The sequence below is a fragment of the Microbacterium foliorum genome, from assembly GCF_006385575.1.
Taxonomy (GTDB): domain Bacteria; phylum Actinomycetota; class Actinomycetes; order Actinomycetales; family Microbacteriaceae; genus Microbacterium; species Microbacterium foliorum_B.
Genome location: NZ_CP041040.1, coordinates 2,787,679 through 2,814,012, shown reverse-complemented (window position 1 = coordinate 2,814,012; position 26,334 = coordinate 2,787,679). Strand labels below are relative to the sequence as shown.

38 protein-coding genes are annotated in these 26,334 nt (G+C 66.2%); 36 read left to right on the top strand and 2 right to left on the bottom strand.

What is annotated here, in order from left to right:
* The first annotated feature begins 66 nt into the window (after nt 1-66).
* From FIV50_RS13660 to map, 24 genes are all read left to right on the top strand, one after another.
* Nucleotides 67-279, top strand: a complete 213-nt coding sequence (locus FIV50_RS13660) for a hypothetical protein (protein ID WP_042538748.1) — start codon at nt 67-69, stop codon at nt 277-279.
* An 861-nt stretch (nt 280-1,140) separates the two neighbouring features.
* Nucleotides 1,141-1,449, top strand: a complete 309-nt coding sequence (rpsJ, locus tag FIV50_RS13655) for a 30S ribosomal protein S10 (protein ID WP_005050520.1) — start codon at nt 1,141-1,143, stop codon at nt 1,447-1,449.
* 8 nt (nt 1,450-1,457) lie between these two features.
* Entirely contained in the window at nt 1,458-2,117 is a 660-nt protein-coding gene (gene rplC / locus FIV50_RS13650; protein WP_056312872.1) for a 50S ribosomal protein L3, read from the top strand.
* 2 nt (nt 2,118-2,119) lie between these two features.
* Nucleotides 2,120-2,782, top strand: a complete 663-nt coding sequence (gene rplD / locus FIV50_RS13645; RefSeq protein WP_140037894.1) for a 50S ribosomal protein L4 — start codon at nt 2,120-2,122, stop codon at nt 2,780-2,782.
* Nucleotides 2,779-3,102, top strand: a complete 324-nt coding sequence (gene rplW, locus FIV50_RS13640; protein WP_042538754.1) for a 50S ribosomal protein L23 — start codon at nt 2,779-2,781, stop codon at nt 3,100-3,102. Before rplD ends, rplW begins: the two co-directional genes overlap by 4 nt.
* 20 nt (nt 3,103-3,122) lie before the next feature.
* Nucleotides 3,123-3,962 carry a 50S ribosomal protein L2 gene (gene rplB / locus FIV50_RS13635; RefSeq protein ID WP_042538755.1) on the top strand — a complete coding sequence of 280 codons (840 nt, stop codon included), beginning with the start codon at nt 3,123-3,125 and terminating at the stop codon, nt 3,960-3,962.
* Between the two features lie 12 nt (nt 3,963-3,974).
* On the top strand, nt 3,975-4,256 hold the full coding sequence (gene rpsS, locus FIV50_RS13630) for a 30S ribosomal protein S19 (RefSeq protein WP_017829205.1): 282 nt from the start codon (nt 3,975-3,977) through the stop codon (nt 4,254-4,256).
* A gap of 25 nt (nt 4,257-4,281) precedes the next feature.
* Nucleotides 4,282-4,680, top strand: a complete 399-nt coding sequence (gene rplV, locus FIV50_RS13625; RefSeq protein WP_140037893.1) for a 50S ribosomal protein L22 — start codon at nt 4,282-4,284, stop codon at nt 4,678-4,680.
* Nucleotides 4,680-5,435 (top strand): 30S ribosomal protein S3, encoded by a 756-nt coding sequence (gene rpsC, locus FIV50_RS13620; protein ID WP_042538759.1) that lies wholly within the window; start codon nt 4,680-4,682, stop codon nt 5,433-5,435. The genes rplV and rpsC overlap by 1 nt, the downstream gene beginning before the upstream one ends.
* Nucleotides 5,435-5,854: a 50S ribosomal protein L16 gene (rplP, locus tag FIV50_RS13615; RefSeq protein WP_042538761.1), complete on the top strand. Its 420-nt coding sequence runs from the start codon at nt 5,435-5,437 to the stop codon at nt 5,852-5,854. Before rpsC ends, rplP begins: the two co-directional genes overlap by 1 nt.
* Nucleotides 5,854-6,171 (top strand): 50S ribosomal protein L29, encoded by a 318-nt coding sequence (rpmC, locus tag FIV50_RS13610; RefSeq protein WP_017829202.1) that lies wholly within the window; start codon nt 5,854-5,856, stop codon nt 6,169-6,171. Before rplP ends, rpmC begins: the two co-directional genes overlap by 1 nt.
* Nucleotides 6,171-6,488, top strand: coding sequence for a 30S ribosomal protein S17 (gene rpsQ, locus FIV50_RS13605; protein ID WP_042538763.1), 318 nt, complete (start codon nt 6,171-6,173; stop codon nt 6,486-6,488). The genes rpmC and rpsQ overlap by 1 nt, the downstream gene beginning before the upstream one ends.
* Nucleotides 6,485-6,853, top strand: coding sequence for a 50S ribosomal protein L14 (gene rplN, locus FIV50_RS13600; RefSeq protein WP_042538766.1), 369 nt, complete (start codon nt 6,485-6,487; stop codon nt 6,851-6,853). The genes rpsQ and rplN overlap by 4 nt, the downstream gene beginning before the upstream one ends.
* Nucleotides 6,854-6,856: 3 nt before the next feature.
* Entirely contained in the window at nt 6,857-7,216 is a 360-nt protein-coding gene (rplX, locus tag FIV50_RS13595; RefSeq protein WP_140037892.1) for a 50S ribosomal protein L24, read from the top strand.
* Entirely contained in the window at nt 7,216-7,806 is a 591-nt protein-coding gene (gene rplE, locus FIV50_RS13590) for a 50S ribosomal protein L5 (RefSeq protein WP_042538772.1), read from the top strand. The genes rplX and rplE overlap by 1 nt, the downstream gene beginning before the upstream one ends.
* A gap of 120 nt (nt 7,807-7,926) precedes the next feature.
* A complete protein-coding gene (rpsH, locus tag FIV50_RS13585; RefSeq protein WP_140037891.1) occupies nt 7,927-8,325 on the top strand; it encodes a 30S ribosomal protein S8 in 399 nt (132 codons plus the stop codon).
* Nucleotides 8,326-8,331: 6 nt separating this feature from the next.
* Nucleotides 8,332-8,868, top strand: a complete 537-nt coding sequence (rplF, locus tag FIV50_RS13580) for a 50S ribosomal protein L6 (protein ID WP_042538776.1) — start codon at nt 8,332-8,334, stop codon at nt 8,866-8,868.
* A 2-nt stretch (nt 8,869-8,870) separates the two neighbouring features.
* Complete coding sequence (gene rplR / locus FIV50_RS13575; RefSeq protein WP_042538778.1) at nt 8,871-9,230, top strand: 50S ribosomal protein L18; 360 nt, start codon at nt 8,871-8,873, stop codon at nt 9,228-9,230.
* Between the two features lie 20 nt (nt 9,231-9,250).
* A complete protein-coding gene (rpsE, locus tag FIV50_RS13570) occupies nt 9,251-9,925 on the top strand; it encodes a 30S ribosomal protein S5 (protein ID WP_258184276.1) in 675 nt (224 codons plus the stop codon).
* Nucleotides 9,925-10,110: a 50S ribosomal protein L30 gene (gene rpmD / locus FIV50_RS13565; protein WP_140037889.1), complete on the top strand. Its 186-nt coding sequence runs from the start codon at nt 9,925-9,927 to the stop codon at nt 10,108-10,110. Before rpsE ends, rpmD begins: the two co-directional genes overlap by 1 nt.
* On the top strand, nt 10,110-10,736 hold the full coding sequence (gene rplO / locus FIV50_RS13560) for a 50S ribosomal protein L15 (RefSeq protein ID WP_140037888.1): 627 nt from the start codon (nt 10,110-10,112) through the stop codon (nt 10,734-10,736). Before rpmD ends, rplO begins: the two co-directional genes overlap by 1 nt.
* A 101-nt stretch (nt 10,737-10,837) precedes the next feature.
* A complete protein-coding gene (gene secY, locus FIV50_RS13555; protein WP_140037887.1) occupies nt 10,838-12,160 on the top strand; it encodes a preprotein translocase subunit SecY in 1,323 nt (440 codons plus the stop codon).
* Complete coding sequence (locus tag FIV50_RS13550; protein WP_140037886.1) at nt 12,157-12,753, top strand: adenylate kinase; 597 nt, start codon at nt 12,157-12,159, stop codon at nt 12,751-12,753. Before secY ends, FIV50_RS13550 begins: the two co-directional genes overlap by 4 nt.
* 11 nt (nt 12,754-12,764) lie before the next feature.
* Nucleotides 12,765-13,613 carry a type I methionyl aminopeptidase gene (map, locus tag FIV50_RS13545; protein WP_140037885.1) on the top strand — a complete coding sequence of 283 codons (849 nt, stop codon included), beginning with the start codon at nt 12,765-12,767 and terminating at the stop codon, nt 13,611-13,613.
* A 281-nt stretch (nt 13,614-13,894) separates the two neighbouring features.
* On the opposite strand, the gene FIV50_RS13540 is transcribed toward map, so the two are convergent.
* Nucleotides 13,895-14,884: a hypothetical protein gene (locus tag FIV50_RS13540; protein WP_140037884.1), complete on the bottom strand. Its 990-nt coding sequence runs from the start codon at nt 14,882-14,884 to the stop codon at nt 13,895-13,897.
* Nucleotides 14,885-15,479: 595 nt separating this feature from the next.
* Between FIV50_RS13540 and FIV50_RS13535 the strand changes: the two genes are divergently transcribed.
* From FIV50_RS13535 to rplQ, 7 genes are all read left to right on the top strand, one after another.
* Nucleotides 15,480-16,139: a DsbA family protein gene (locus FIV50_RS13535; RefSeq protein ID WP_140037883.1), complete on the top strand. Its 660-nt coding sequence runs from the start codon at nt 15,480-15,482 to the stop codon at nt 16,137-16,139.
* Between the two features lie 180 nt (nt 16,140-16,319).
* A complete protein-coding gene (infA, locus tag FIV50_RS13530; protein WP_017201569.1) occupies nt 16,320-16,541 on the top strand; it encodes a translation initiation factor IF-1 in 222 nt (73 codons plus the stop codon).
* A 64-nt stretch (nt 16,542-16,605) separates the two neighbouring features.
* On the top strand, nt 16,606-16,722 hold the full coding sequence (gene rpmJ, locus FIV50_RS13525) for a 50S ribosomal protein L36 (RefSeq protein ID WP_033106073.1): 117 nt from the start codon (nt 16,606-16,608) through the stop codon (nt 16,720-16,722).
* Between the two features lie 170 nt (nt 16,723-16,892).
* Nucleotides 16,893-17,267 (top strand): 30S ribosomal protein S13, encoded by a 375-nt coding sequence (gene rpsM / locus FIV50_RS13520; RefSeq protein WP_140037882.1) that lies wholly within the window; start codon nt 16,893-16,895, stop codon nt 17,265-17,267.
* A 32-nt stretch (nt 17,268-17,299) separates the two neighbouring features.
* Nucleotides 17,300-17,698 (top strand): 30S ribosomal protein S11, encoded by a 399-nt coding sequence (gene rpsK, locus FIV50_RS13515; RefSeq protein ID WP_042538796.1) that lies wholly within the window; start codon nt 17,300-17,302, stop codon nt 17,696-17,698.
* A gap of 135 nt (nt 17,699-17,833) precedes the next feature.
* Nucleotides 17,834-18,823, top strand: coding sequence for a DNA-directed RNA polymerase subunit alpha (locus FIV50_RS13510; RefSeq protein WP_042538798.1), 990 nt, complete (start codon nt 17,834-17,836; stop codon nt 18,821-18,823).
* A 63-nt stretch (nt 18,824-18,886) separates the two neighbouring features.
* On the top strand, nt 18,887-19,432 hold the full coding sequence (rplQ, locus tag FIV50_RS13505) for a 50S ribosomal protein L17 (protein WP_140037881.1): 546 nt from the start codon (nt 18,887-18,889) through the stop codon (nt 19,430-19,432).
* Between the two features lie 73 nt (nt 19,433-19,505).
* Here the strand turns inward: rplQ and FIV50_RS13500 are convergent, their stop codons facing one another.
* Nucleotides 19,506-21,077, bottom strand: a complete 1,572-nt coding sequence (locus FIV50_RS13500) for an AMP-binding protein (protein ID WP_140037880.1) — start codon at nt 21,075-21,077, stop codon at nt 19,506-19,508.
* 162 nt (nt 21,078-21,239) lie between these two features.
* Here FIV50_RS13500 and FIV50_RS13495 point away from each other — a divergent pair, with 162 nt between their 5' ends.
* The 5 genes from FIV50_RS13495 (at nt 21,240) to FIV50_RS13475 (ending at nt 26,256) form a co-directional block, all read left to right on the top strand.
* Entirely contained in the window at nt 21,240-22,040 is an 801-nt protein-coding gene (locus tag FIV50_RS13495) for a sulfite exporter TauE/SafE family protein (RefSeq protein ID WP_140037879.1), read from the top strand.
* 81 nt (nt 22,041-22,121) lie between these two features.
* Nucleotides 22,122-22,424 (top strand): hypothetical protein, encoded by a 303-nt coding sequence (locus tag FIV50_RS13490; RefSeq protein ID WP_140037878.1) that lies wholly within the window; start codon nt 22,122-22,124, stop codon nt 22,422-22,424.
* Nucleotides 22,387-24,000: a sensor histidine kinase gene (locus tag FIV50_RS13485; protein ID WP_219846218.1), complete on the top strand. Its 1,614-nt coding sequence runs from the start codon at nt 22,387-22,389 to the stop codon at nt 23,998-24,000. The genes FIV50_RS13490 and FIV50_RS13485 overlap by 38 nt, the downstream gene beginning before the upstream one ends.
* A gap of 1 nt (nt 24,001) precedes the next feature.
* A complete protein-coding gene (locus FIV50_RS13480) occupies nt 24,002-24,661 on the top strand; it encodes a response regulator transcription factor (protein ID WP_140037877.1) in 660 nt (219 codons plus the stop codon).
* Nucleotides 24,658-26,256, top strand: coding sequence for an SLC13 family permease (locus FIV50_RS13475; RefSeq protein ID WP_140037876.1), 1,599 nt, complete (start codon nt 24,658-24,660; stop codon nt 26,254-26,256). Before FIV50_RS13480 ends, FIV50_RS13475 begins: the two co-directional genes overlap by 4 nt.
* Nucleotides 26,257-26,334 lie beyond the last annotated feature (78 nt).

The following is a 26,334-nucleotide window of genomic DNA, read 5'->3' as shown; positions in this document are numbered from 1 at the left end:
GATCACGTGCAGAATGAACGTGCGTCGGGGATCCGGCGCATCAGAACAGATACAAGGGGGCCCGCAATGGGTATCGATGAGACTGTCAACAAGGGCAAAGATCTGTACGAGCAGAACAAGGACAAGATCGCCGAGGCTGTGAAGAGCGAGCAGGCCGAGGACATCAGCGACAAGGTGCTCGACGGCGTCGCCGACTTCGCCAAGAAGATCGCACCTGGGGCCGCCGACAAGATCGACGAGATCCGCGACACCGCCGACAAGGCCGTCGGCAACGAGTAGGACTCACGACTGAGACCGAGAGCGGCGGCTCCTCCATCGGGGGAGTCGCCGCTCCTCTGCATCCGGCATCCGGTATTCCGTCCGGCGGTATCGCGTTTCAGGGCGGTCTCCCCTTAGAATGGGTGAAGATCGCCTGGGGAACTTGCGATCAGGGATGTCGAAGGGGTTCGACGTCCTGAATTCACGCGGTTCGCCGCGTCAAACTGGGGATAACGATTTTGGGGATCATCGTGCGACGCGCGCACTCTGTGCGCTCAGACGTCATCCCGCCCGCGCGGCGGTCGCTTCGCCGCGCCCTCGGTCGAGGATCCCGGCGTCCCTTCACGCCGGGCTTCTCGCGTTCGGTGTGCCCCCTCGCACTGAACGCCCTCCCCAAGCGGGGCGAGGCATGGGGATGCCTCGCCCCGCTCTCACCCTCCTTCTGACGATCGACAGGGGCATCGCCGCGGCCGTGATCCGGCTGCGGACGGACGTGCTCAGGGGATGCACAGCGAATGCGACACGCCCGGGTTTGCGCAAGTGAAATCGGCCGTGGCAGAATAGACAGGTTCGACATTCCGGCGCGCTCAGCGTGGCCGGATCACCATCACGACAGTGCATAGGCGGCGCAGACGCGCAGGGACCTAGGCCGCGGGTGGCAGAACGATCCCGACATCTTCATCACGAGGGCTTCACCGTGCGCGGCGGAGGTCGGACACCCAATCGCTGACAAGCGTGCGGGATGACAGCAGAACAGTGGTGCAGCAGATCGACTCGCGAGAGCCGTCTGAGTGCCGAGGCGCGAACAGCGCCGACGTGCGTCCAATGCCCCTGGGTCACCCGGCCCAGGTCGGTAAGACGCTTAAAGAGAGAGAGCAGACAATGGCGGGACAGAAGATCCGCATTCGCCTGAAGTCGTATGACCATGAGGTCATCGACACGTCCGCACGCAAGATCGTCGACACGGTGACCCGCGCGGGCGCAACGGTCGTCGGACCCGTGCCCCTGCCGACCGAGAAGAACGTCGTGTGCGTCATCCGGTCGCCCCACAAGTACAAGGACAGCCGCGAGCACTTCGAGATGCGCACCCACAAGCGTCTGATCGACATCATCGACCCGACGCCCAAGGCCGTCGACTCGCTGATGCGTCTCGACCTGCCTGCCGATGTCAACATCGAGATCAAGCTCTGAGGTCGGACATGGTTGATATCAACTCCAAGATTTCCAAGGGCATGCTGGGCACCAAGCTCGGTATGACCCAGGTCTGGAACGAGAGCGGCAAGCTCGTTCCCGTCACCGTCATCGAGCTCGCCTCGAACGTGGTCACGCAGATCCGTACCCCCGAGAAGGACGGCTACAACGCCGTTCAGATCGCCTACGGCCAGATCGACCCGCGCAAGGTGAACAAGCCGCTGACCGCTCACTTCGAGGCCGCCGGCGTCACGCCGCGTCGTCACGTCACCGAGATCCGCACCGCGGATGCCGGCGACTACTCGCTGGGCCAGGAGCTCACGGTCGACGGCACCTTCGAAGCAGGCCAGCTCGTCGACGTCGTCGGCACGAGCAAGGGCAAGGGCTTCGCCGGTGTCATGAAGCGTCACAACTTCAAGGGCGTCTCGGCTTCGCACGGTTCGCACCGCAACCACCGCAAGCCCGGCTCGATCGGCGCATCGTCGACCCCGAGCCGCGTCTTCAAGGGCATGCGCATGGCCGGCCGAATGGGTGGCGAGCGCGTGACCGTCCTCAACCTCACGGTGCACGCCGTCGACATCGAGAAGGGTCTGCTGCTCGTCAAGGGCGCCGTCCCCGGTGCTCGTGGCCGTATCGTCTACGTCCGCAACGCAGTGAAGGGTGCCTGATCATGGCTGACTCCACTCTCGCGCTTGACGTCCTCAACGCAGACGGCAAGAAGGCTGGCTCGATCGAGCTTCCCGCCGCGCTGTTCGACGCCAAGACGAACATCCCGCTCATCCACCAGGTCGTCGTCGCGCAGCTCGCGGCGGCTCGCCAGGGAACCCACTCGACCAAGCGTCGCGGTGAGGTCTCGGGTGCCGGCCGCAAGCCCTTCAAGCAGAAGGGCACGGGTAACGCCCGTCAGGGCTCGATCCGCGCGCCGCACATGACCGGCGGTGGAATCGTGCACGGCCCCAAGCCGCGCGACTACTCGCAGCGCACCCCCAAGAAGATGATCGCCGCCGCCCTCCTGGGCGCGCTCAGCGACCGCTTCCGCGGTGACCGCATCCACGCCATCGAGTCCTTCGGTATCAACGGCACGCCTTCGACCAAGACCGCGGTGAACTTCCTCACCAACGTCGTCTCGTCGAAGAACGTTCTCGTCGTCATCGAGCGCAACGACGACGTGACGCTGAAGAGCATCCGCAACCTGTCGAACCTGCACGTGCTGACGTTCGACCAGCTCAACGCCTACGACGTGCTCGTCTCCGACGACATCGTCTTCACCCAGGCCGCGCTCGAGGGCTTCATCGCCTCCAAGTCCGGCGCCAACCAGGAGGTCTCCGCATGAGCGAGCAGGCAGCTGTTCTCCAGACGGCCCTGAACAAGGACCCGCGCGACATCATCCTGAAGCCGGTCGTGTCCGAGAAGAGCTACGGTCTCATCGACGAAGGCAAGTACACCTTCCTCGTCGACCCGCGCGCTTCGAAGACCGAGATCAAGCTCGCCATCGAGAAGATCTTCGGCGTCAAGGTCGCTGGGGTCAACACCCTCAACCGCGTCGGCAAGGCTCGTCGCACCCGCTTCGGCGCAGGCAAGCGCAAGGACACCAAGCGTGCCATCGTGACCCTGAAGTCGGGCACCATCGACATCTTCACGGCAATCGGCTGATCCGGGGGATAAGGACAATAATGGCTATTCGCAAGTACAAGCCCACGACCCCGGGCCGTCGCGGCTCGTCGGTGGCTGACTTCGCCGAGATCACCCGATCGACGCCGGAGAAGTCGCTGCTGCGCCCGCTCTCGAAGACCGGTGGTCGCAACAACCAGGGCCGCATCACGACCCGTCACATCGGTGGTGGCCACAAGCGCCAGTACCGCGTCATCGACTTCCGTCGCAATGACAAGGACGGCGTCGACGCCCGTGTCGCTCACATCGAGTACGACCCCAACCGCACGGCTCGCATCGCGCTGCTGCACTACTTCGACGGCGAGAAGCGCTACATCCTCGCGCCGGCGAAGCTGAAGCAGGGCGACGTCATCGAGTCGGGTGCTGGTGCCGACATCAAGCCGGGTAACAACCTCCCGCTGAAGAACATCCCGACGGGTACCGTCATCCACGCGATCGAGCTCCGTCCCGGTGGCGGCGCGAAGATGGCACGTTCGGCCGGTGCATCCGTCCGTCTCGTCGCCAAGGATGGCAACTTCGCCCAGCTGCGTCTGCCCTCGGGCGAGATCCGCAACGTCGACTCGCGCTGCCGCGCGACCATCGGCGAGGTCGGCAACGCCGAGCAGTCGAACATCAACTGGGGCAAGGCCGGCCGCATGCGCTGGAAGGGCGTTCGCCCGACCGTCCGTGGTGTCGCGATGAACCCGGTCGACCACCCGCACGGTGGTGGTGAGGGCAAGACGTCCGGTGGACGTCACCCCGTCTCCCCGTGGGGCCAGGCTGAGGGTCGTACCCGTCACGCCAACAAGGAAAGCGACAAGTACATCGTGCGTCGTCGTAACGCCGGCAAGAAGCGTAAGTAGGAGTAAGAGAAGATGCCTCGCAGTCTTAAGAAGGGCCCCTTCGTCGACGATCACCTGCTTCGCAAGGTGGTCGTGCAGAACGAAGCCGGCACCAAGAACGTCATCAAGACCTGGTCTCGCCGGTCCATGATCATCCCGGCCATGCTGGGTCACACGATCGCGGTCCACGACGGTCGCAAGCACATCCCCGTGTTTGTGTCCGAGACCATGGTCGGCCACAAACTGGGCGAGTTCGCGCCCACCCGCACCTTCCGCGGCCACGAGAAGGACGACAAGAAGGGCCGCCGCCGCTGACGCGGTGGCGATAGAGGAGAGAGAAATGGTGGAGTCCATCGCACGCGTGCGACACATCCGCGTGACCCCTCAGAAGGCTCGTCGTGTCGTCGCGCTCATCAAGGGCAAGCAGGCCCAGGAGGCTCTGGCGATCCTGAAGTTCGCGCAGCAGAGCGCCAGTGAGCCGATCTACAAGCTTGTCGCGTCGGCCATGGCCAACGCGCAGGTCAAGGCGGATCGTGACGGCGAGTACCTCGACGAGCAGGACCTGTACGTGGCTAACGCCTACGTAGACGAGGGGTCGACGCTCAAGCGTTTCCGCCCCCGTGCACAGGGTCGCGCTTTCCAGATCAAGAAGCGCACGAGCCACATCACGGTCGTGCTCTCGACGCCTGAGGCGGCCCCGGCCGTCGCAAGCGACAGCAACAAGAAGGCGAGCAAGTAATGGGACAGAAAGTAAACCCGTACGGCTTCCGCCTCGGCATCACCACGGACCACGTGTCGCGTTGGTTCTCGGACTCGACGAAGCCCGGTCAGCGTTACGCCGACTACGTCGCCGAGGACATCAAGATCCGCAACCTGCTGAAGACGCAGCTCGACCGCGCCGGTGTCTCGAACATCGAGATCGAGCGCACCCGTGACCGCGTCCGCGTCGACATCCACACCGCCCGTCCGGGCATCGTGATCGGTCGTCGTGGCGCCGAGGCCGAGCGCATCCGCGGCGACCTCGAGAAGCTCTCGGGCAAGCAGATCCAGCTGAACATCCTCGAGGTCAAGAACCCCGAGGCCGACGCTCAGCTCGTCGCACAGGGCATCGCCGAGCAGCTCTCTGCTCGCGTGGCGTTCCGTCGTGCGATGCGCAAGGGTCTCCAGGGCGCGCAGCGCGCTGGCGCCAAGGGCATCCGCATCCAGGTCTCCGGCCGCCTCGGCGGCGCCGAGATGAGCCGCTCGGAGTTCTACCGCGAGGGTCGTGTGCCGCTGCACACGCTGCGCGCGAACATCGACTACGGCTTCTACGAGGCGAAGACCACCTTCGGCCGCATCGGCGTGAAGGTCTGGATCTACAAGGGTGACCTGACCAACAAGGAGCTTGCTCGCGAGCAGGCCAACGCCCCGAAGTCCCGTCGTGACGACCGTGGTGGCGACCGCCGCCGCGCGCCGCGCAACGAGGCCCCTGTCGCAGAAGGAGCGTCTGCCTGATGCTTATTCCCCGCAAGGTCAAGTTCCGTAAGCAGCACCACCCCGGTCGCAGCGGCCAGGCGACTGGTGGCACGAAGGTCTCCTTCGGCGACTACGGGATCCAGGCGCTCACGCCTGCCTACGTGACGAACCGTCAGATCGAGTCCGCTCGTATCGCGGTCACGCGTCACATCAAGCGTGGCGGCAAGGTGTGGATCAACATCTACCCCGACCGTCCCCTCACGAAGAAGCCTGCCGAGACCCGCATGGGTTCCGGTAAGGGTTCCCCCGAGTGGTGGGTCGCCAACGTCAAGCCGGGTCGCGTCCTCTTCGAGGTCTCAGGCGTGAGCGAGGAACTCGCTCGCGAGGCACTGACCCGTGCCATTCACAAGCTGCCTCTCAAGGCACGCATCATCAAGCGCGAGGAGGGCGACGCGTAATGGCGATCGGCACCAAGGAGCTCGCTCCGGCAGAGCTCGACACGTTCGAAGACCAGCGCCTCGTTGAGGAGCTGCGTAAGGCCAAGGAGGAGCTGTTCAACCTCCGTTTCCAGTCGGCCACCGGCCAGCTGGAGAGCCACGGCCGCATCCGCGCCGTCAAGCGCGACATCGCGCGCCTGTACACCGTGATCCGCGAACGTGAGCTGGGCATCCGCGCGACGCCCGCTCCCGTCGAGGCTCCGGCCAAGAAGGCGACCAAGTCGAAGGCGAAGAAGGCGGACTCCGCTGACGACGCCGTGAAGGAAGAGGCTGAGTGATGGCCACCAAGAAGGAAGCTGCCGTCGAGGCTGAGCACGCAGCACACGATGTTCGCGATGCGGATGCCCGTGGGTACCGCAAGTCGCGTCGTGGCTACGTCATCAGCGACAAGATGGACAAGACCATCGTGGTCGAGGTCGAGGACCGCGTGAAGCACCCGCTTTACGGCAAGGTCATCCGCCGCACCTCGAAGGTCAAGGCGCACGATGAGGCGAACTCCGCCGGCATCGGCGACCTCGTCCTGATCAACGAGACCCGCCCGCTCAGCGCCACGAAGCGCTGGCGTCTGGTTGAGATTCTGGAGAAGGCCAAGTGATCCAGCAGGAATCCCGCCTCAAGGTCGCCGACAACACCGGCGCGAAGGAACTGCTCACCATCCGTGTGCTCGGTGGCTCGCGCCGTCGTTACGCCGGTCTCGGTGACACCATCATCGCGACCGTCAAGGACGCGATCCCGGGCGGCAACGTCAAGAAGGGCGATGTGGTCAAGGCCGTCATCGTCCGTACGGTCAAGTCCACGCGCCGTCCCGACGGCTCGTACATCAAGTTCGACGAGAACGCCGCCGTGATCCTGAAGAACGACGGGGAGCCCCGCGGCACCCGTATCTTCGGACCGGTCGGTCGCGAGCTTCGTGACAAGAAGTTCATGAAGATCGTCTCGCTGGCGCCGGAGGTTATTTAAGTCATGGCGAAGATCAAGAAGGGTGACCTGGTTCAGGTCATCACCGGAGCGACGCAGGAGCGTGGCGGAGATCGCGGCAAGCAGGGCAAGGTCCTCGAGATCCTGGCCGAGAAGAACCGCATCATCGTCGAAGGCGTGAACTACGTCACCAAGCACACGCGCGTCGGTCAGACGCAGCGTGGCACCAAGACGGGCGGCCTCGAGACTGTCGAGGCCTCCATCCACATCTCGAACGTCGCACTCGTAGACCCCTCGACCAAGAAGCCGACCAAGGTCGGCCACCGGGTCGAGGAGCAGACCAAGGACGGCGTCAAGCGCACCGTCCGTGTGCGGTACGCGAAGAAGTCAGGTAAGGACCTCTGATGGCAACCACCGACGCTGCGGTGGCTGGCAAGATCCAGCCCCGCCTGAAGGCGAAGTACAAGGCCGAGATCCAGCAGAAGCTGCAGGATGAGTTCGGCTACACCAACGTGATGCAGATCCCCGGTCTGGTCAAGGTCGTCGTGAACACCGGTGTCGGTGAAGCGGCCCGCGACAGCAAGGTGATCGACGGCGCGATCGACGATCTCACCAAGATCACCGGTCAGAAGCCGCTCGTCACGAAGGCTCGCAAGTCGATCGCGCAGTTCAAGCTGCGCGAGGGCCAGGCCATCGGCGCACACGTCACCCTCCGTGGTGACCGTGCGTGGGAGTTCCTGGACCGTCTCGTCTCGCTCGCTCTGCCCCGCATCCGCGACTTCCGCGGTCTGTCGGGCAAGCAGTTCGACGGGAACGGCAACTACACCTTCGGTCTCCAGGAGCAGAGCGTGTTCCACGAGATCGATCAGGACAAGATCGACCGGGTTCGCGGTTTCGACATCACTGTCGTCACCACCGCGAAGACGGACGATGAAGGTCGCGCGCTTCTGCGTCACCTCGGCTTCCCCTTCCGTACGGAAGACGCCAAGGCGTAAGCGGTTTCGGGCGGGGCGCACAGCGCCCCGCCCGATCCCGTACAATTGAAGATTGCGTGTCATCGCAGGCCGTCTGTCGTGTAACGGCAGCCGGAACCTCATGAACAAAGGAAAACAACAATGACAATGACAGACCCGGTCGCAGATCTGCTGACCCGTCTGCGCAACGCGAACTCGGCGCATCACGATTCCGTGACCCTGCCGTCGAGCAAGCTCAAGACGCACATCGCCGAGATCCTCCAGCAGGAGGGCTACATCGCCGGATGGGAGACGTCTGACGCTCGCGTCGGCACGAACCTCACCCTGCAGCTGAAGTACGGTCCCAACCGTGAGCGTTCGATCGCGGGCATCAAGCGCGTGTCGAAGCCCGGCCTTCGCGTGTACGCGAAGTCCACCGAGCTGCCCAGGGTCCTCGGCGGACTCGGCGTGGCCATCCTGTCCACCTCCTCCGGTCTTCTCACCGACCGTCAGGCAGAGCAGAAGGGCGTGGGCGGAGAAGTTCTCGCCTACGTGTGGTAATCGAAAATGTCGCGTATTGGACGACTTCCCATCGACGTTCCCGCGGGCGTGACCATCTCGGTCGACGGCCGTGAGGTCGCGGTGAAGGGCCCCAAGGGTGAGCTCACCCTGACGGTCGCCAAGCCCATCGAGGTCGCGGTCGAGGAGAACCAGGTTCTCGTCACCCGTCCCGACGACGAGCGCGAGTCCCGGTCGCTTCACGGCCTGACCCGCACGCTCATCAACAACAACATCATCGGCGTGACCCAGGGCTACACCAAGGGTCTCGAGGTCGTCGGTACCGGTTACCGAGTGGCGCAGAAGGGCAGCTCGGTCGAGTTCGCCCTCGGCTTCTCGCACCCGGTCCTCATCGACCCGCCCGCCGGTATCACGCTCACGGTCGAGGGCACCAACAAGCTCACGGTCAGTGGTATCGACAAGCAGGCTGTCGGCGAGGCAGCTGCGAACATCCGCAAGATCCGCAAGCCCGAGCCGTACAAGGGCAAGGGCGTGCGCTACGCCGGCGAGATCGTGCGTCGCAAGGCCGGAAAGAGTGGTAAGTAACCATGGCTCTCAAGTCAAAGTCTGACGCCCGCGCGCGTCGTCATGCCCGCCTTCGCAAGAAGGTCGTCGGCACCGAGTCGCGTCCGCGTCTCGTCGTCAACCGCTCGGCTCGCCACGTCTTCGTGCAGCTTGTCGACGACAGCAAGGGTCACACCGTGGCGTCGGCATCGACGCTCGAGACCGACCTGCGTTCGCTCGAGGGTGACAAGACCGCCAAGGCCCGCAAGGTCGGCGAGCTTCTCGCCGAGCGTGCGAAGTCTGCCGGCGTTTCCGAGGCAGTGTTCGACCGTGGCGGCAACCGCTACGCCGGTCGTGTCGCCGCCATCGCCGACGGCGCCCGCGAAGGGGGTCTGGCACTGTGAGTGACAACAAGGAGAACGAAGTGACCGAAGCGGCAGCTGCCACTTCCGAGACTGCCACCGGCACCACGCAGGCAGAGCCGTCTCAGCGCGACAACCGCCGCGGCGGTGGCCGTGGTGACCGCAACCAGGGTGGCCGTGACCGCAACTCCCGCGACCGTGGGGACAACCAGTTCCTCGAGCGCGTGGTCACCATCAACCGCGTCTCGAAGGTCGTGAAGGGTGGTCGTCGCTTCAGCTTCACCGCTCTCGTGGTCGTCGGTGACGGCAACGGTCTGGTGGGCGTCGGCTACGGCAAGGCCCGTGAGGTCCCTCTGGCGATCTCGAAGGGTGTCGAAGAGGCCAAGCGCAACTTCTTCCGCGTTCCGCGCGTCGGAAGCACCATCCCGCACCCCGTGCAGGGTGAGGCCGCAGCAGGCGTCGTCCTGCTTCGTCCGGCCGCTGCCGGTACCGGTGTCATCGCCGGTGGTCCGGTCCGCGCCGTGCTCGAGTGCGCCGGTATCCACGACGTGCTGTCGAAGTCGCTCGGCTCGTCGAACACGATCAACATCGTGCACGCGACGGTGACGGCCCTGAAGATGCTCGAGGAGCCCCGTGCGGTCGCCGCACGTCGTGGCCTCGAGTTCGATCAGGTCGCACCCGCGCGTCTCGTCCGTGCGGAGGCAGACGCCATCGCCGCACAGAAGGTAGGTGCCTGATGGCTGCGCGCCTGAAGGTCACGCAGGTCAAGTCCAAGGTGAGCGAGAAGCAGAACCAGCGTGACACGCTGCGCAGCCTCGGTCTGAAGCGCATCGGTGACACCACCGTTCGCCCCGACGACGCGCAGACGCGCGGTTACGTCAAGACCGTCGCCCACCTCGTAAAGGTTGAGGAGATCGACTAATGGCTGAGAAGAACGAAGCCGTCGAGGCCGAGAAGGCCACGAAGAAGGCTGCCGCTCCCAAGGCCGCAGCCGAGAAGAAGCCCGCCGCCAAGAAGGCACCTGCGAAGGCGTCTTCGGCAAAGGCCGACGCCGTCAAGAAGCCTGCTGCGAAGAAGGCTGCGCCGAAGAAGGATGCTCCGGCATCCCGCCCCGGCGTGCTGAAGGTGCACCACCTGCGTCCGGTCCCCGGATCCAACACCGCGAAGACCCGTGTCGGTCGCGGTGAGGGCTCCAAGGGTAAGACTGCGGGTCGTGGTACCAAGGGCACGCGGGCTCGCAACACCGTTCGCGTCGGATTCGAGGGTGGGCAGATGCCGCTGCACATGCGCACCCCGAAGCTGCGCGGGTTCAAGAACCCGTTCCGCGTCGAGTACCAGGTCGTGAACCTGGAGAAGCTCGCGGAGCTGTACCCCAAGGGTGGCGACGTCACCATCGGCGACCTGGTCGCCAAGGGGGCCGTTCGCAAGAACGAGAAGGTCAAGGTTCTCGGAAACGGCGACATCGCCGTGAAGCTCACCGTAGCGGTCGACAAGGTCTCGGGTTCTGCCGAGCAGAAGATCGTGGCGGCCGGCGGATCCGTCAAGTAACCACTTCATAAGAGGGGTCGGAGATTCTCCGGCCCCTCTTATGGGTTAGCCTGTTCTTTCAGCCGTCCTTCAGGGATCGGCAACCTTTCAGGAGGACGTCCTTGTTTAGCGCCATCGCGCGGATCTTCCGCACGCCCGACCTGCGTCGGAAGATCGGTTTCACCCTCGCCATCATCGCCATCTATCGGCTCGGCTCGAATGTGCCTGCTCCGTTCGTGAACTTCCCGAACGTCGAAGAGTGCCTCGCGCTGAACTCCGGGACAGAGGGACTCCTCGGGCTCGTCAACCTGTTCTCGGGTGGCGCGCTCCTCCAACTTTCGATCTTCGCGCTCGGCGTCATGCCGTACATCACCGCGACGATCATCACCCAGCTCCTCCGCGTGGTCATCCCTCACTTCGAGGCGCTGCACAAGGAGGGTCAGGCCGGCCAGGCCCGCCTGACCCAGTACACGCGCTACCTCACGATCGCTCTGGCGCTGCTGCAGTCGACCACGCTCGTCACGGTGGCCCGCAGCGGCCAGCTCTTCGGCACGACCGACATCGCCGCCTGCCAGAACCTGCTCACCAACGACGTGTGGTGGGCGCAGCTGCTCATGATCATGACGATGACCGCGGGCACGGGCCTGATCATGTGGTTCGCCGAGCTCGTCACCGAGCGCGGCATCGGCAACGGCATGTCGCTGCTCATCTTCACCTCGATCGCCGCCACGTTCCCCGGCGCGATGTGGCTCATCTGGGAGAGCAAGGGCTTCGAGGTCTTCCTCCTGGTGCTCCTGGTCGGAATCATCGTCATGGCTCTCGTCGTGTTCGTCGAGCAGTCCCAGCGCCGCATCCCGGTGCAGTACGCCAAGCGCATGGTCGGTCGACGCACCTACGGCGGCACCAACACCTACATCCCGATCAAGGTCAACATGGCCGGCGTGATCCCCGTGATCTTCGCTTCGTCGCTGCTCTACATCCCGGCGCTCATCGCGCAGTTCAACACCCCGCAGGACGGCTCGGAGCCGGCCGCGTGGGTCACCTGGATCAGCGCGAACTTCACGACCGGCAACAGCCCCATCTACATGGCGGTCTACTTCCTGCTGATCATCGGCTTCACGTACTTCTACGTCGCGATCACCTTCAACCCGGTCGAGGTCGCCGACAACATGAAGAAGTACGGCGGGTTCATCCCCGGCATCCGTGCCGGTCGTCCCACCGCCGAGTACCTCGACTACGTGCTCACCCGCATCACGCTGCCCGGCTCGATCTACCTCGGCCTGATCGCGCTGATCCCGCTCATCGCTCTCGCCACCGTGGGCGCCAACCAGAACTTCCCGTTCGGCGGCGCGTCGATCCTCATCATCGTGGGTGTCGGTCTCGAGACGGTCAAGCAGATCGATGCTCAGCTTCAGCAGCGTCACTACGAAGGGCTCCTCCGATGACTCGATCAGCTCGTCTCCTCATCGTCGGTCCGCAGGGCTCGGGCAAGGGCACCCAGGGTGTCCGCATCGCCGAGTCGTACGGCATCCCGGTCGTGTCGACCGGAGACATCTTCCGCGCGAACATAAAAGAGGGCACGCCGCTCGGCCAGCAGGTCACGGCGATCCTCGACAAGGGCGACCTCGTTCCCGACGAGCTGACCAGCGAGATCGTCCGCGATCGTCTGTCGCAGGACGACGCTGCGAACGGCTTCCTGCTCGACGGCTATCCCCGTAACGCGGCGCAGGTCGAGCACCTCGACGCGTTCCTGGCAGGTCGCGGCGAATCGCTCGACGCTGTCATCCTTCTCGACGTCCCGCGTGAGGAGAGCATCGAGCGGTTGAAGCTCCGTGCGGCCGAGCAGGGCCGTTCGGACGACACTGACGAGGCCATCGCGCACCGCCTGGACATCTACGAGCACGAGACGGCCCCGATCCTCGAGGTCTACGGCCCCCGTGGCATCGTCGACCGCATCGACGGCGTCGGCTCGCTCGACGAGATCACCGAGCGCGTGTTCGCGGCTCTCGTCGCTCGCGGCCTGCGTCTCGCGGCCTGAACACCGGCACGATGTTCCGCAAGTCGATCTACAAGAACGCTGCTCAGCTGCGCGCGATGGTCGAACCCGGCCTCATCACGGCCGCAGCACTGGATGCCGTCCGCCCGCTGATCCGACCGGGGGTCACGACCCTCGAGCTCGACGCCGAGGCCAACCGCGTGATCCTGGCCCGCGGTGCCGAGTCGAACTTCCAGCTGGTTCGCGGCTATCGACACACCACATGCATCTCCGTCAACGAAGAGGTCGTGCACGGCATCCCCGGGGAGCGGATCCTGCAGGCGGGCGACATCGTGTCGATCGACTGCGGTGCGCAGTTCCAGGGATGGAACGGCGACAGCGCCATTACCGTGGTCGTGCCCGACGACACCCGCCCCGAGCTCGTCGCGCAGCGGCAGGAGCTGTCGCGCGTGACAGAGGGGTCCATGTGGGCCGGTATCGCCGCTATGGCGTCCGCTTCGCACCTGGGCGACATCGGCGCCGCCATCCAGGGTTACATCGAGGCTCAGGGCCCATCAGCGGTCTCGGGCCAGACCTACGGCATCCTTCGGGAGTACGTCGGACACGGCATCGGTCGCAAGATGCACGAGGCGCCGAGCGTCTTCAATTACCGCACCCCTGATCCGGGTGCAGAGGTCAAGCCTGGTCTCGTGCTGGCGATCGAGCCGATGGTGACCGCCGGGAGCGACGAGACCTTCGTCGAGGACGACGACTGGACGGTCTCGACGGTCGACGGTACCGACGGATCGCACTGGGAGCACTCCGTCGCCCTGCATGCGGACGGCATCTGGGTGCTCACGTCACCCGATGGGGGAGCGGCAGGCCTTGCGCCCTTCGGCGTGACGCCGACGCCGATCGCCTGACCTCTTCGCCGCGCGCTGACCCCGCTGTCGAGCGGTGTTGCTGGGGCTTTCCCTCTCTGTCGCGCGCGACCGCGGTTCGTGCGCGAGACCGTGGTTTGTGCGCGAGACCCGGGTTTGTGCCTGAGACCCGGGTGCGCGGCGTGGGTCTCGCCGACGGATGCCGGTTTCGTGGCGTGCCTGGCGCGGCGGTGTGGGGTCGTCGTGTGAGACCGCGGTTTGTGCGTGAGACCCGTGTGCGCGGCGTGGGTCTCGCCGACGGATGCCGGTTTCACCTGCGTGGGTCAGATGCGGGGCCGCGACCGCGACACCTCGCGCGGGCTGAGTTTCAGCGACGCGAGCATCCCCTCCTGCGGAGGTCGCACGAGCGGCACATTGGCCACGACCAAGGCGAGCCGAAGCGGGTCCACTTTCCACGCGTCGGAGAGGTCCCAGCGGGCGATCGGATGCCCGTTCCGGCGAAGTCTGTCCTCGCGGCGCTTTTCATAGGAGAGGCGCTGCGCAGCCGCATCCGGATCATCGAGGTCGTACTTGCCCCATCCGTCCGCCTCGCCGATGACCCGGCATGACGGGAAGAAGAAGTCGGCCCGGTCCTTCGCTCCCTCGTACGCGAACTCGGCCTGCAGCTGTGGTGTCTCGAATCCGCACCACTCGATCACCGCGCGACTGACGCTCTCGCCGGGGGATTCCGAACGTCCGTCTGCATTGGTCCAGGCCCATCGAGCGCGGGCGCGGCCACGGCTGTTCATCTGGCCGCCGAGAGTCTCGTCGGCGGCCGATCGCTGCACGTCCCCGCCCTGGAACGGTGACATCGCCGCATCGGCTACGGCCAATCCCCTAGCGGGTGACAGCACCCTCGTCAGATCGACGGCCGTGTCGAGAAGGTCGGTGCAGTGGATGCCGGCGATCGAGGTGACTCCTCGTGAGTCCATGGACGAGTGGACTGCGACGTCACCGAATCGCCGCGATTTCTCTCCTGCATCCGCCAGCACATGGATCAGGGCGGTCTCGCCGAAGTGCGGCAGGCCATGCAGCACGGCCGCGGACTCGAGACACAGGACCGCACCCGGATGCGTCCGCACGAAGGCGTGCACCCGCGCCGCGTATCGCTGCCAGGGACGGAGCGCGTCGTACAGATCCTGACGTGCGTGGACCCCAGAGCGCACACGACGAAGTCGCGGGCTCGCTGCGCGCAGCCCCAGCATCCGCATCTCGGCACTCACGATCAATGGCACGGGCGAGGTCACGAAGGCGCGATCGGCGAGAGTCTGCACAGCTGCATCCTCTCCGCTGAGTCGGGGCGTGGGCAGACGAGTGCACGGATCGACCCGGATGCTGTGGGCGAGTGCTCCTGGATGCTGCGCGGTGCAGGAGCCGTTCGTGGTCGCCGGAGTGCGCACGCAGGTCGTGCGCACCGCGCACAACAGGAGACCTACTTTGCGGCGTCAGACCCGTGGCCTGTCCGTGGGTCTCGTGCACGTATGCGGGTCTCATGCCGAGTGGAAGTGTGGAGCCGCGCGAGACCTGCATTGCGGGGCGAGACCTGGATTGCGGGTGAGACCTGCATTGCGGGGCGAGACCCACGGTGCGAACGTGGGTCTCGTGCACGGATGCGGGTCTCATGCCGAGTGGAAGTGTGGAGCCGCGCGAGACCTACCTTGCGGGGCGAGACCCACGGTGCGAACGTGGGTCTCGTGCACGGATGCGGGTCTCGCGAATCAGCGGCGGCCGGGCGGGCCCCGTATGAGCGGGAGAGAGTCACAACGCGCACATAGGTTTCTCCGGGCAGAATGGGTGTATGGGTGCGCGTGCACCCGAAGACTTCAGGCCGGGCCCGCCGCGGGCAGGCCTCGACAGAAACGGAAAGCAATGGCAGCCGCGAAGAGCAACACCAACTGGTTCGTGATCGGCGTCTCGGCGGCAGTGGTGGTCGTGCTGGCCGTGCTGGCATTCTTCGTCGTGTTCCTGAACAATCAGGCCACCGCCCCCGGCACGGCCCCGGAGAGCACCATCGTCAACGAAGAGACCGGCGCGATCTCGTTCGGAACGGGCGAGGACGAGATCGACACGTACGTCGACTTCATGTGCCCCGTGTGCGGCCAGTTCGAGGACGTCTACGGCGAGCAGCTGCAGGCCGCCGCGGCTGACAATCAGATCACGCTGAACATCCACCCGGTGTCGATCCTCAACCGCCTCTCCACGACGGGCGAATTCTCCTCGCTGTCGGCCGGCTCGATGTACTGTGTCGCCGAAGAGGCTCCCGACTCCACCCTCGACTACTTCAACCTGCTGTTCGCGAACCAGCCGGAGGAGAACTCCGCCGGGCTCAGCGCCGACGAGCTGAGCGCTCTCGCCGAGCAGGCCGGAGCCGGCGCCGCTGCGGACTGCATCGCCGACGGCACCTACAACAAGTTCGTCGAGTCGCAGACACAGGTGCACGAGATCTCGGGAACGCCGACCGTCGAGATCAACGGCACCCGCATCGACAACAGCGAGATCGCCACCGAGTTCGCCAAGATCCTCGGCTGATCCGCATCGTTCGCATAACGGGAGTTCCGGCATCCTGCTCAGGTTGCCGGAACTCCCGTTGTCGGATAACATAGATCCTTGGTGCCTTGCGCCTTGATTCGGCGTGTCTGAATCGGCAGAAGTACCGCAATCCAATCACCCACCGCAGATCGACCGGTCTGCAGAAGCGTCAGCGAGGCTATGGCTAAGAAAGACGGTGTCATCGAGATCGAGGGCGTGATCTCCGAGGCTCTGCCCAACGCGATGTTCCGCGTTGAGCTCTCCAACGGACACAAGGTCCTTGCAACGATCTCAGGCAAGATGCGGCAGAACTACATCCGCATCATCCCCGAAGACCGTGTGGTCGTGGAGCTCAGCCCCTACGACCTGACCCGTGGACGAATCGTCTACCGCTACCGCTGATCGGTCGAGAAGTAACACCCCAGGCATTCAGCCTGCCCGGTGAAGACAGCGAATAGGAAACATCATGAAGGTCAACCCCAGCGTCAAGCCCATGTGCGATCACTGCAAGGTGATCCGCCGTCACGGCCGCGTCATGGTCATCTGCAAGAGCAACCCGCGCCACAAGCAGCGCCAGGGCTGAGTGCCCGCCGGCCGTGCCGGCGGACTCTTCGGATCTGACTCACAACTCAATACACACAACGGCAGGATCAGACGTTTCGACAGGCTCAACGGCCCACGGGACTGACACCTCGGGACAGAGGCCCGAGCACCGATCCTGCTCCACACCTCTACCAATCTCAGGAGAACCGCATGGCACGTCTTGCCGGCGTTGACATCCCGCGCGATAAGCGCGTGGTGATCGCCCTTACCTACATCTACGGCGTCGGCCGTACCCGCTCGGTCGAGATCCTCAAGGCTACAGAGATCGACGAGAGCATCCGCGTGAAGGACCTCAGCGATGAGCAGCTGATCACCCTCCGCGACTACATCGAAGGCAACTACAAGGTGGAGGGTGACCTGCGCCGCGAGGTCGCCGCAGACATCCGCCGCAAGGTCGAGATCGGCTCCTACGAGGGCGTCCGCCACCGTCGTGGCCTCCCGGTCCGTGGTCAGCGCACCAAGACCAACGCCCGTACCCGCAAGGGCCCGAAGCGCACCGTCGCAGGCAAGAAGAAGGCCCGCTAAGCGCGGCCCCCAGGGACTAGGAGAACACTTTCATGGCTGCACCCAAGGCCGCCGCGCGCAAGCCGCGCCGCAAGGAAAAGAAGAACATCGCGCTGGGCCATGCCCACATCAAGTCGACGTTCAACAACACCATCGTTTCGATCACCGACCCGTCCGGCGCTGTCATCAGCTGGGCATCGTCGGGTGGCGTGGGCTTCAAGGGCTCGCGCAAGTCGACCCCCTACGCCGCTGGTCTGGCCGCCGAGTCGGCTGCCCGTCAGGCACAGGAGCACGGCGTCAAGAAGGTCGACGTCTTCGTCAAGGGACCGGGCTCGGGTCGTGAGACCGCGATCCGTTCGCTGACGGCCGCCGGCCTCGAGGTCGGCTCGATCCAGGACGTCACCCCGCAGGCGCACAACGGTTGCCGCCCGCCGAAGCGTCGCCGCGTCTGACCCGGCTTGTTGAGCCGCTCGGCCCTTCGGGGTCGAGCGGCTCGACGCCCGCCAGCGCGGGCATCGACTCCCAAAACTCAAAACCTCACCCCACCACATGTCATATAGCGGGCATGTGATCGAAAGGAACACAGAGTGCTTATTGCACAGCGTCCCACACTGACCGAGGAAAAGATCGTCGAGAACCGTAGCCGGTTCATCATCGAGCCTCTGGAGCCCGGCTTCGGATACACGATCGGCAATGCGCTTCGTCGCAGCCTGCTGTCGTCGATCCCCGGCGCCGCGGTCACCAGCGTTCGCATCGACGGCGTGCTGCACGAGTTCAGCACCATCCCCGGCGTGAAGGAGGATGTCACCGAGATCATCCTCAACATCAAGCAGCTCGTGGTCTCGTCGGAGCGCGACGAGCCCATCACCGCTTACCTGCGCAAGACCGGTTCGGGCGAAGTGACCGCCGCTGACATCTCGGCTCCGGCCGGTGTCGAGGTCCAGAACCCCGAGCTCGTCATCGCGACGCTCAACGAGACCGCGAAGTTCGAGCTCGAACTCACGATCGAGCGTGGCCGTGGCTACGTCTCGGCGACGCAGAACCGCAACGAGTACGCCGAGGCCGGTCAGATCCCGATCGACTCGATCTACTCGCCGGTGCTCAAGGTCAGCTACCGCGTCGACGCCACCCGTGCGGGTGAGCGCACCGACTTCGACAAGCTCGTCCTCGACGTCGAGACCAAGTCCGCCATCAGCCCGCGTGACGCCGTCGCTTCGGCTGCGAAGACGCTCACCGAGCTGTTCGGTCTCGCTCGCGAGCTGAACGTCGAGGCTGAGGGCATCGAGATCGGCCCGGCACCGGTGGAGGCAGTCAACTCCAGCGAGCTGTCGATGCCGATCGAGGACCTCGACCTCTCGGTCCGCTCGTACAACTGCCTGAAGCGTGAGGGCATCAACACTGTTTCCGAGCTCGTCGCCCTGTCGGAGACGCAGCTCATGAACATCCGCAATTTCGGCCAGAAGTCGGTCGACGAGGTGCGCGACAAGCTCATCTCGCTCGGTCTGTCGCTCAAGGATTCGGTGCCCGGTTTCGACGGCGCCCACTTCTACGGCGGCAGCGAAGACGAGTCCTTCTGACCCACCCGGATTGTCATCTGGCAGAGGCCAGCTGACCCGACCTTTCCTGACCAGGAGCTAGATATGCCCAAGCCCACTAAGGGTCCCCGCCTCGGAGGCGGCCCCGCACACGAGCGCCTGCTGCTTGCCAACATGGCGGCACAGCTCTTCATCCACAAGTCGATCAAGACGACCGAGACCAAGGCCAAGCGCCTGCGTCCGCTCGCTGAGCGTCTCATCACCCTCGGCAAGCGCGGCGACCTGCACGCGCGTCGTCGTGCGATGACCGTGCTGCGTTCCAACAAGGACGCCGGACACGTGCTGTTCACCGAGATCGCCCCGCTCGTCGCAGACCGTGAGGGCGGCTACACCCGCATCACGAAGGTCGGCAACCGCAAGGGTGACAACGCCCCCATGGCAGTGATCGAGCTCGTTCTCGAGCCCGTCGCTCCCAAGGCGAAGTCCACCAAGAAGGCTGCCAAGGCTGAGAAGCCCGCCGAGGTCGTCGAGGAGGCTCCCGCTGAGGAGGCTCCCGTCGAGGAGACCACCGACGCCGGTGCCGAGTCGCAGGCCGAGGGAGAGGCAGCCGAGGCTGCCGCCGAGGACGCTGTCGAGAAGAAGTCCGAGTAAGCACCTCGCTCGTACGATGAAGCCCGCCGCCCCGAAAGGGACGGCGGGCTTCTTCGTTGCTGCGACTCCGGAGTCAGCGCGAGCGCAGATCCTTGCGCAGGATCTTCCCGGATGCCGATTTCGGAATCGCGTCGATGAACTCGACCTGTCGCACCTTCTCGTGAGGTGCGACATACGCGGCCACGTGCGCCATCACGGCATCCGCGTCGAGCTGCGCTCCCGGCTGCACCACCACGAACGCCTTCGGCACCTCTTGCCCGTCTGCGTCGGGCGCGGCGATGACAGCCGCATCGGCGATGGACGGATGCTCGAGCAGCACCGCTTCGAGCACTGCCGGTGCCACCTGGTAGCCCTTGTACTTGATGAGCTCTTTGAGGCGATCGACGATGCGGAAGATGCCGTCGTGCGTCACGGTCGCGACGTCGCCGGTGTGCAGCCAGCCGTCGGAGTCGAGCATCTCGGCCGTGGCATCGGGCCTGTTCAGATAGCCGGCCATCACCTGAGGGCCACGGATCAGCAGCTCGCCCGGTTCGCTTGCACCGTCTTCCGGTGCGACGACGTCGGTGCCGTCTTCTGCGACGAGCCGCGCCTCGGTGTCGGCGAGCAACATGCCGACTGATGACCGATCGATGTCCGGTCGGTCGTAGGGGATCGCATGGGTGACCGGACTCGTCTCGGTCATGCCGTATCCCTGGCACACCGTGCAGCCGAGGCGGGTCGCCACCGCCGATGCCAGAGTGCCGTCGAGGGGCGCGGCGCCCGAGAAGATGACCTTGATCGCCGACGTGTCGTATTGGTCGACGAGCGGGTGCTTCGCGAGGGCGACGGCGATCGGCGGCGCGATGAAGACCCAGCTGGTCCGGTGCTCCTGGACGACGCGAAGGAAGTCCGTGAGATCGAACCGGGGCATCGTGACCAGGGCCGCGCGCTGGCGCAGCGCGAAGTTCAGCAGCACCGTCATGCCGTAGATGTGGAAGAACGGCAGGACGGCGAGCACGCGATCGTCGGCGCCGAGCGAGATCGTGGAGCGGCACTGGCTGACATTGGCGATCAGATTGCGGTGCGTGAGCATGACGCCCTTGGGGCGACCGGTGGTCCCTGAGGAATAGGGAAGCACGGCCAGATGCGTCGCCGGGTCGAAACTCACCTCGGGCGCGGTGCGGCCCTCGCCGAGCAGGGCGGGAAGCGACGGATGCCCGTCTGCGCCGTCGAGGACGATCACGTGGTCGTCGTCGAGACCCACCGCGGCTGCGGCCGCGCTCGCCCCGGGGAGCAGCGGTGAGACGGTGATGAGCCACGTCGCCTCGGCATCCGTCAGCTGATTCGCGATCTCATCGGGCGTGTAGAGGGAGTTGATCGTGGTCGCCGTCGCGCCTGCGCGGAGGATGCCGTGGAAGGCGGTCGCGAACGCGGGGATGTTGGGGCACAGGACGCCCACCGTGGTTCCGACGCCCACTCCGCGTGCGGCGAGGGCCCCGGCGAACAGGTCGATCTGCGCGATCAGCTGCCGATAGGTCGTGGTCGAACCGCTGACGCCGTCGACGATCGCGATCGCATCGAGGCGGCCCTCCTCGACGTCGCCGAACAGGAAGTCGTGGATCGAGACCGCCGGGATCTCGACATCGGGATAAGAGCTGCGCACCATGAGATCTCCTTCGATCCGGGTCATCGACGACGCCGTCTGATGCGATCCAGTGTCGCACAGGAGGAGACCGAGTCCCAGGGTTCTTTCCCGCCGGGAGCCAGGACCCCGGCCGTCCGCAGCGCGGAGCGAGTAGGGGAGCGACCTTGCGAGTAGGCTGATCCGGTGACTGATGCAGAGACCCTGAGCAGAGGGCCTCGCGCCTATACGGCATTCATCGGCATCGGCCTGATCGCGGGCCTCCTCTCCGGCCTCTTCGGCGTCGGGGGTGGCACGGTGATCGTGCCGCTGCTCGTGCTCTTCCTGCACTTCAATCAGCGGCTCGGCGCCGGCACGTCGCTCGCGGCGATCGTCCCGACGGCGACGGTGGGCGTCATCTCGTACGCGATCAACGACTCGGTCGCCTGGATCCCCGCGTTGATCCTCGCAGCGGGCTCCGTCGTCGGCGCGCAGATCGGCACCCGGATGCTGCCGAAGATCTCGCAGACGGTGCTGCGCTGGTTCTTCGTCGGCTTCCTCGTGGTCGTCATCGTGAGCCTGTTCCTGGTCGTGCCGTCGCGCGACGCGGAATTCGAGCTGCAGCTGCTCAACGGGCTCGCCCTTGTGTTCGTCGGCGTCGCCACCGGCATCCTCGCCGGGCTCATCGGCGTCGGCGGCGGGGTGATCGTCGTGCCGATCCTGATGCTCGCGTTCGGCACGAGCGATCTCGTCGCCAAGGGCACGTCGCTGCTCATGATGATCCCCACCGCGATCTCGGGCACGATCGGCAACCTGCGCAACCGCAACGTCGACCTGCTGGCCGCCGCGATCGTGGGAGTCTCCGCCTGCACGACCACCGCGCTCGGCGCGTGGCTGGCCACGCTGATCGACCCGACCGTCGGAAACATGCTGTTCGCGGCATACCTCGTGGTCATCGCGGTGCAGATGGCGATGAAGGCCATCAAAGGGCGCAAGAAGAAGGACTGAGGGCGGTCCTTTCGCCCGCAGATGAAGCGATCTTCATCTGCGGCTCATCGTGGCATCATGATCGACCGGCATCATGGTGGCATGACCGACCTACGACGACTCCTGATACCGGGTGCCCTGATCGCCGTGCCGGTGATCTTCGCGGCAGGCAGCATCGCCCTGGCGCAGACGCCTCCGTCGCCGCAGATACCCACGAAGCCGGTCGTCGTGCAGTTGGCGCCCTCCGCCGAGCCGAGCGCCCCTGCCGCACCGCAGCCGACGACACCCGTCGCCCCCGTGCCGGCGCCCGCCCCGGCACCCGCGCCAGTGCCCGCCCCGGCACCAGCCCCGCAGGTCGGAGACGACGATGACGACGACGACGACGACGGCGGCGATGATGACTGATGCGCCCACCCTGCCGATCGACATCATCGATCAGCCGGCGCCGCAGCCCACCCGATCTGACGACACCCCCGCCCGCGCGTCTCGCGACGGCGCGCCGCTGCGCACGCTGCGTCCGCGCACGCTGCCGGCTCGATGGAGGATCACGCTGTGGATCGTCCTCAGCACACTGATCACGCTCATCGCGGTGGGACTCATGGGACGGAGCATCTTCCTCGCCAGCGTCGAGCAGGCCGCGAACTCCGAGATCGAGCAGGAGGCGGCCGAGTTCTCCCGCTTCGCGGAGGATTCCGCAGCCGGGGCCTATTCCTCTGCCGAGGAGATGCTCACGGAGTACCTGGCCCGCCAGTCGGCGCACGAGGACGAGGTGGTGATCGCGGCCGTCGACGGACAGGTGACCGCGATCGCGAACGGTCGTGCGGATGCCGGAGACGCCGGCGACGTCCCGCAGGCCATCGACCTGTCCACTGTCGCAGGTGGCGAGGCGCTCGTGAGTCGTCTGCTCGGCGCGGAGGCATCCTCGGGCGCGCTGGAGTCGTCCGACACGGGTCCGCTCCGCTGGGGGCGACTCGACTTCATGGCCGGCGAGCAGCAGGGAGCGGTCCTGATCCTGCAGTACACGCAGGAGGCTCGTGCGCAGGTCGATGACGCCTTCGTGACGATCGCCTGGGTGGCGTTGATCGGCGTGCTCCTCAGCTCCGGCGTCGCGTGGCTCGTGGCTGGGCAGATCCTCGCCCCGGTCCGTGAGGTGTACCGGGTGGCGCGAGACATCGGTGAGCGCGATCTCACTGCCCGCGTGCCGGTGGACGGCACCGACGACATCGCCGCGGTGGCGACGACCTTCAACCAGATGCTCGACCGGCTCGAGGCGGTGCACGCGACGCAGCAGCGCTTCGTCGACGACGCGGGGCACGAGCTGCGCACACCGATCACGATTGTCCGAGGTCAGCTCGAGCTGCTCAGCGAGGATCCCGATGAGCGTGCGGCGACGCTGCGGCTGGTGAGCGGAGAGCTCGACCGGATGAGCCGGATCGTCACTGACCTGCTCGTGCTGGCTCGCGCCGAACAGCCCGACTTCGTGCGGGTGGCGCACTGCGAGGTGTCGATGCTGACGCTCGACATCGAGGCGAAGGCCCAGGCTCTGGGCGATCGTCGCTGGCAGCTCATGGAGATCGCCGAGGGTTCTGCGGAACTCGATCCGCAGCGGATCACGCAGGCGGTGCTGCAGTTGACCGCGAACGCGGTGCAGGTCACCTCCGACGGGGACCGGATCGAACTCGGCTCCCGGTTCGACGGCGAGGGGGCGGAGCGCCGCCTGCGGCTGTGGGTGCGCGACAGCGGCCCCGGTGTCGCGGCGGTCGACGCGGAGCGCATCTTCCAGCGGTTCGCCAGAGGGGACAGCGCCGGGGTCCGCCGCGGCTCGGGACTGGGGCTCGCGATCGTGCGGGCTATCGCCGACGGACACGGCGGTTCGGCCTGGGTCGACAGCGTGCTGGGAGAAGGGGCGATGTTCGGAATCGACGTGCCCGCGCCCGTGACGGCGGGCGTCGCGGACGCGTCGGACGAGAGGAAGCACTGACATGCGGAACATCCTGATCGCCGAGGACGACCCTCACATCACCTCGTTCGTGCGTCGCGGACTCCGGGCCGCGGGATACGACACCGCCGAGGCTGCCGACGGCCACACCGCACTTCTGATGGCGCGCAGCGGGACCTTCGACCTCGTGCTCCTCGACATCGGCCTCGGCGGCATGGACGGTTTCGACGTGCTCGCCAATCTGCGCGGTGAAGGGGTCACGACCCCGGTGATCATCCTCACGGCGCGGGATTCCGTCATCGACACGGTGCGCGGGCTCGAGAGCGGCGCCAACGACTACGTGACGAAGCCGTTCCAGTTCGCCGAGCTCGTCGCCCGGGTGCGGCTGCGCATCGGCGATGGGGAGGGGCGTGCCACGGGGCCCGTGCTCTCGCACGGCGACGTCCGTGTGGACGTGCGGGCGCGCAGCGTCACGGTCGCCGGGGCGATGCGCGAGCTCACCTCCCGCGAGTTCTCGCTGCTCGAGGTCTTCCTGCAGAACGCGGGGCAGGTGCTGTCGCGCGACCAGCTGATCGGGCACGTGTGGGGCATGGACTTCGACCCCGCCTCGAACGTCGTCGACGTCTATGTTCGCGCGCTGCGCAACAAGATCGGCTCCGAGCGCATCGAGACGGTCCGCGGGGCGGGATACCGATTCCGATGAACGCCTCCACCGACCGCATCCTTCCCACTGCCGAGCGCGCCCGCTTCGCCACCGTGCCCCCGCATCGGGCTGACGCGCTTCCGTCCGCGCGACGGAGCGCATCCCCTTCCTCCGCCGGACGCGCGACCCGCACCCCGACGTCAGCCGGCCGCCGGCTCGTTCTGCGCCTCGGGGTCGTCGCCGGGATCGTCGTCGCCGGCGTCGCGATGGCGATCGCATCGACTGCACCCGCGTCCTCCGGCGGCCCGACGCTGCCGATCGCGGTGACCATCACGGTCTTCCTGCTCGCCGTCTGGGCGTGGGCGGCCACACCTCTCGACGACACCCTCGTCGCGTTCCTCGCCGCGGTCGCGCTCATCGTCACCGGCATCCTCCCGGCGAGCACGTTCTTCGCGTCGCTCGGAGACGAGACGATCTGGCTGCTGATCGGGGCGTTCGTCATCGCCGCGGGCGTGTCGTCGTCTGGACTCGCCCTGCGCGGCGCCGCGCACCTGCTCCGCCTCGCCCGCGGGCCGCGCAGTCTCTTCCACCTGACGACCGTGGCGCTCACACTCACCGCCTTCGCCGTGCCTGCGACCTCGGGACGCGCTGCGCTCGCCGTTCCGGTGTTCACCGCGGTGTCCGACGTCCTGCCCGGCCGCGAACGCGTCGTCAGGGCGCTCGCGCTGCTGATGCCGACGGTCGTGCTGCTGTCTGCCGTCGGTTCCCTGCTCGGTGCCGGTGCGCACATCATCACCGACCAGCTGCTCCGCGCCGCCGGCGAGCCGGGGTTCACGTTCCTCGGGTGGCTGTGGCTCGGCCTCCCTCTCGCGATCGTGTCGTCGCACCTCGCGTGCGAGATCATCCTGTGGCGCTTCACCCGCCGCACCGACCGGGCCACGCCGTTGCGTCTGAGCCCCTTTGATCTGGCTCGCACCGCCTCGACCGGTGTGACGGGGCCGTTCAGCGCGCTCGAGCGTCGGGCGGCAGTACTGCTCGGAGCTGTCGTCACCCTCTGGGCGACCGAGCCTCTGCACCTGCTCTCCCCGGCCCTCGTCGCGCTGCTCGGAGCCGTGGCTGCCGTCACTCCGGGGATCGGCTGCACGACCTTCCCGGCCGCGGTCAAGCGCGTGCCGTGGTCGCTGCTGCTCTTCCTCGCGGCGACCCTCGCGCTGGCGTCCGCGCTCACCGGCACCGGCGCCGCGACCTGGCTGAGCACCACCGCACTCGCCCCGATGAGCAGCCTCGGCTCCGCGAGCGCCGTTGTGTTCGTGCTCGTCGTGATCGCGGTGTCGACCGCCGCGCACCTGCTGATCCCGTCGCGGTCGGCGAGGTCGGCCGCGATCATCCCGGTCGTGATCTCCGTGGCGCCCGCGCTGGGCGTCGATCCCATGGCGGCGGCATTCGCGTCGACTGCCGCCGCGGGCTTCTGCCACACTCTCCCCAGCTCCGCCAAGCCTGTCGCGATGTTCGCCGATCCGGAAGTCGTCTCGCACAGCGTCACTCCGCAAGATCTGCGGCGGCTCTCGGTGTTCCTCGCACCGGCGATGTTCGTGCTCGTCTCCGTCTTCGCGCTCTGGATCTGGCCGTCGATGGGTCTGCCGCTGCTGCGCTGACCCTCGCCGCGACTCCCGTCATCCCACTCTTCCGCGTGCACCACCGGTGCACCGGTGATCGTCGTGCCCGCACGGGCA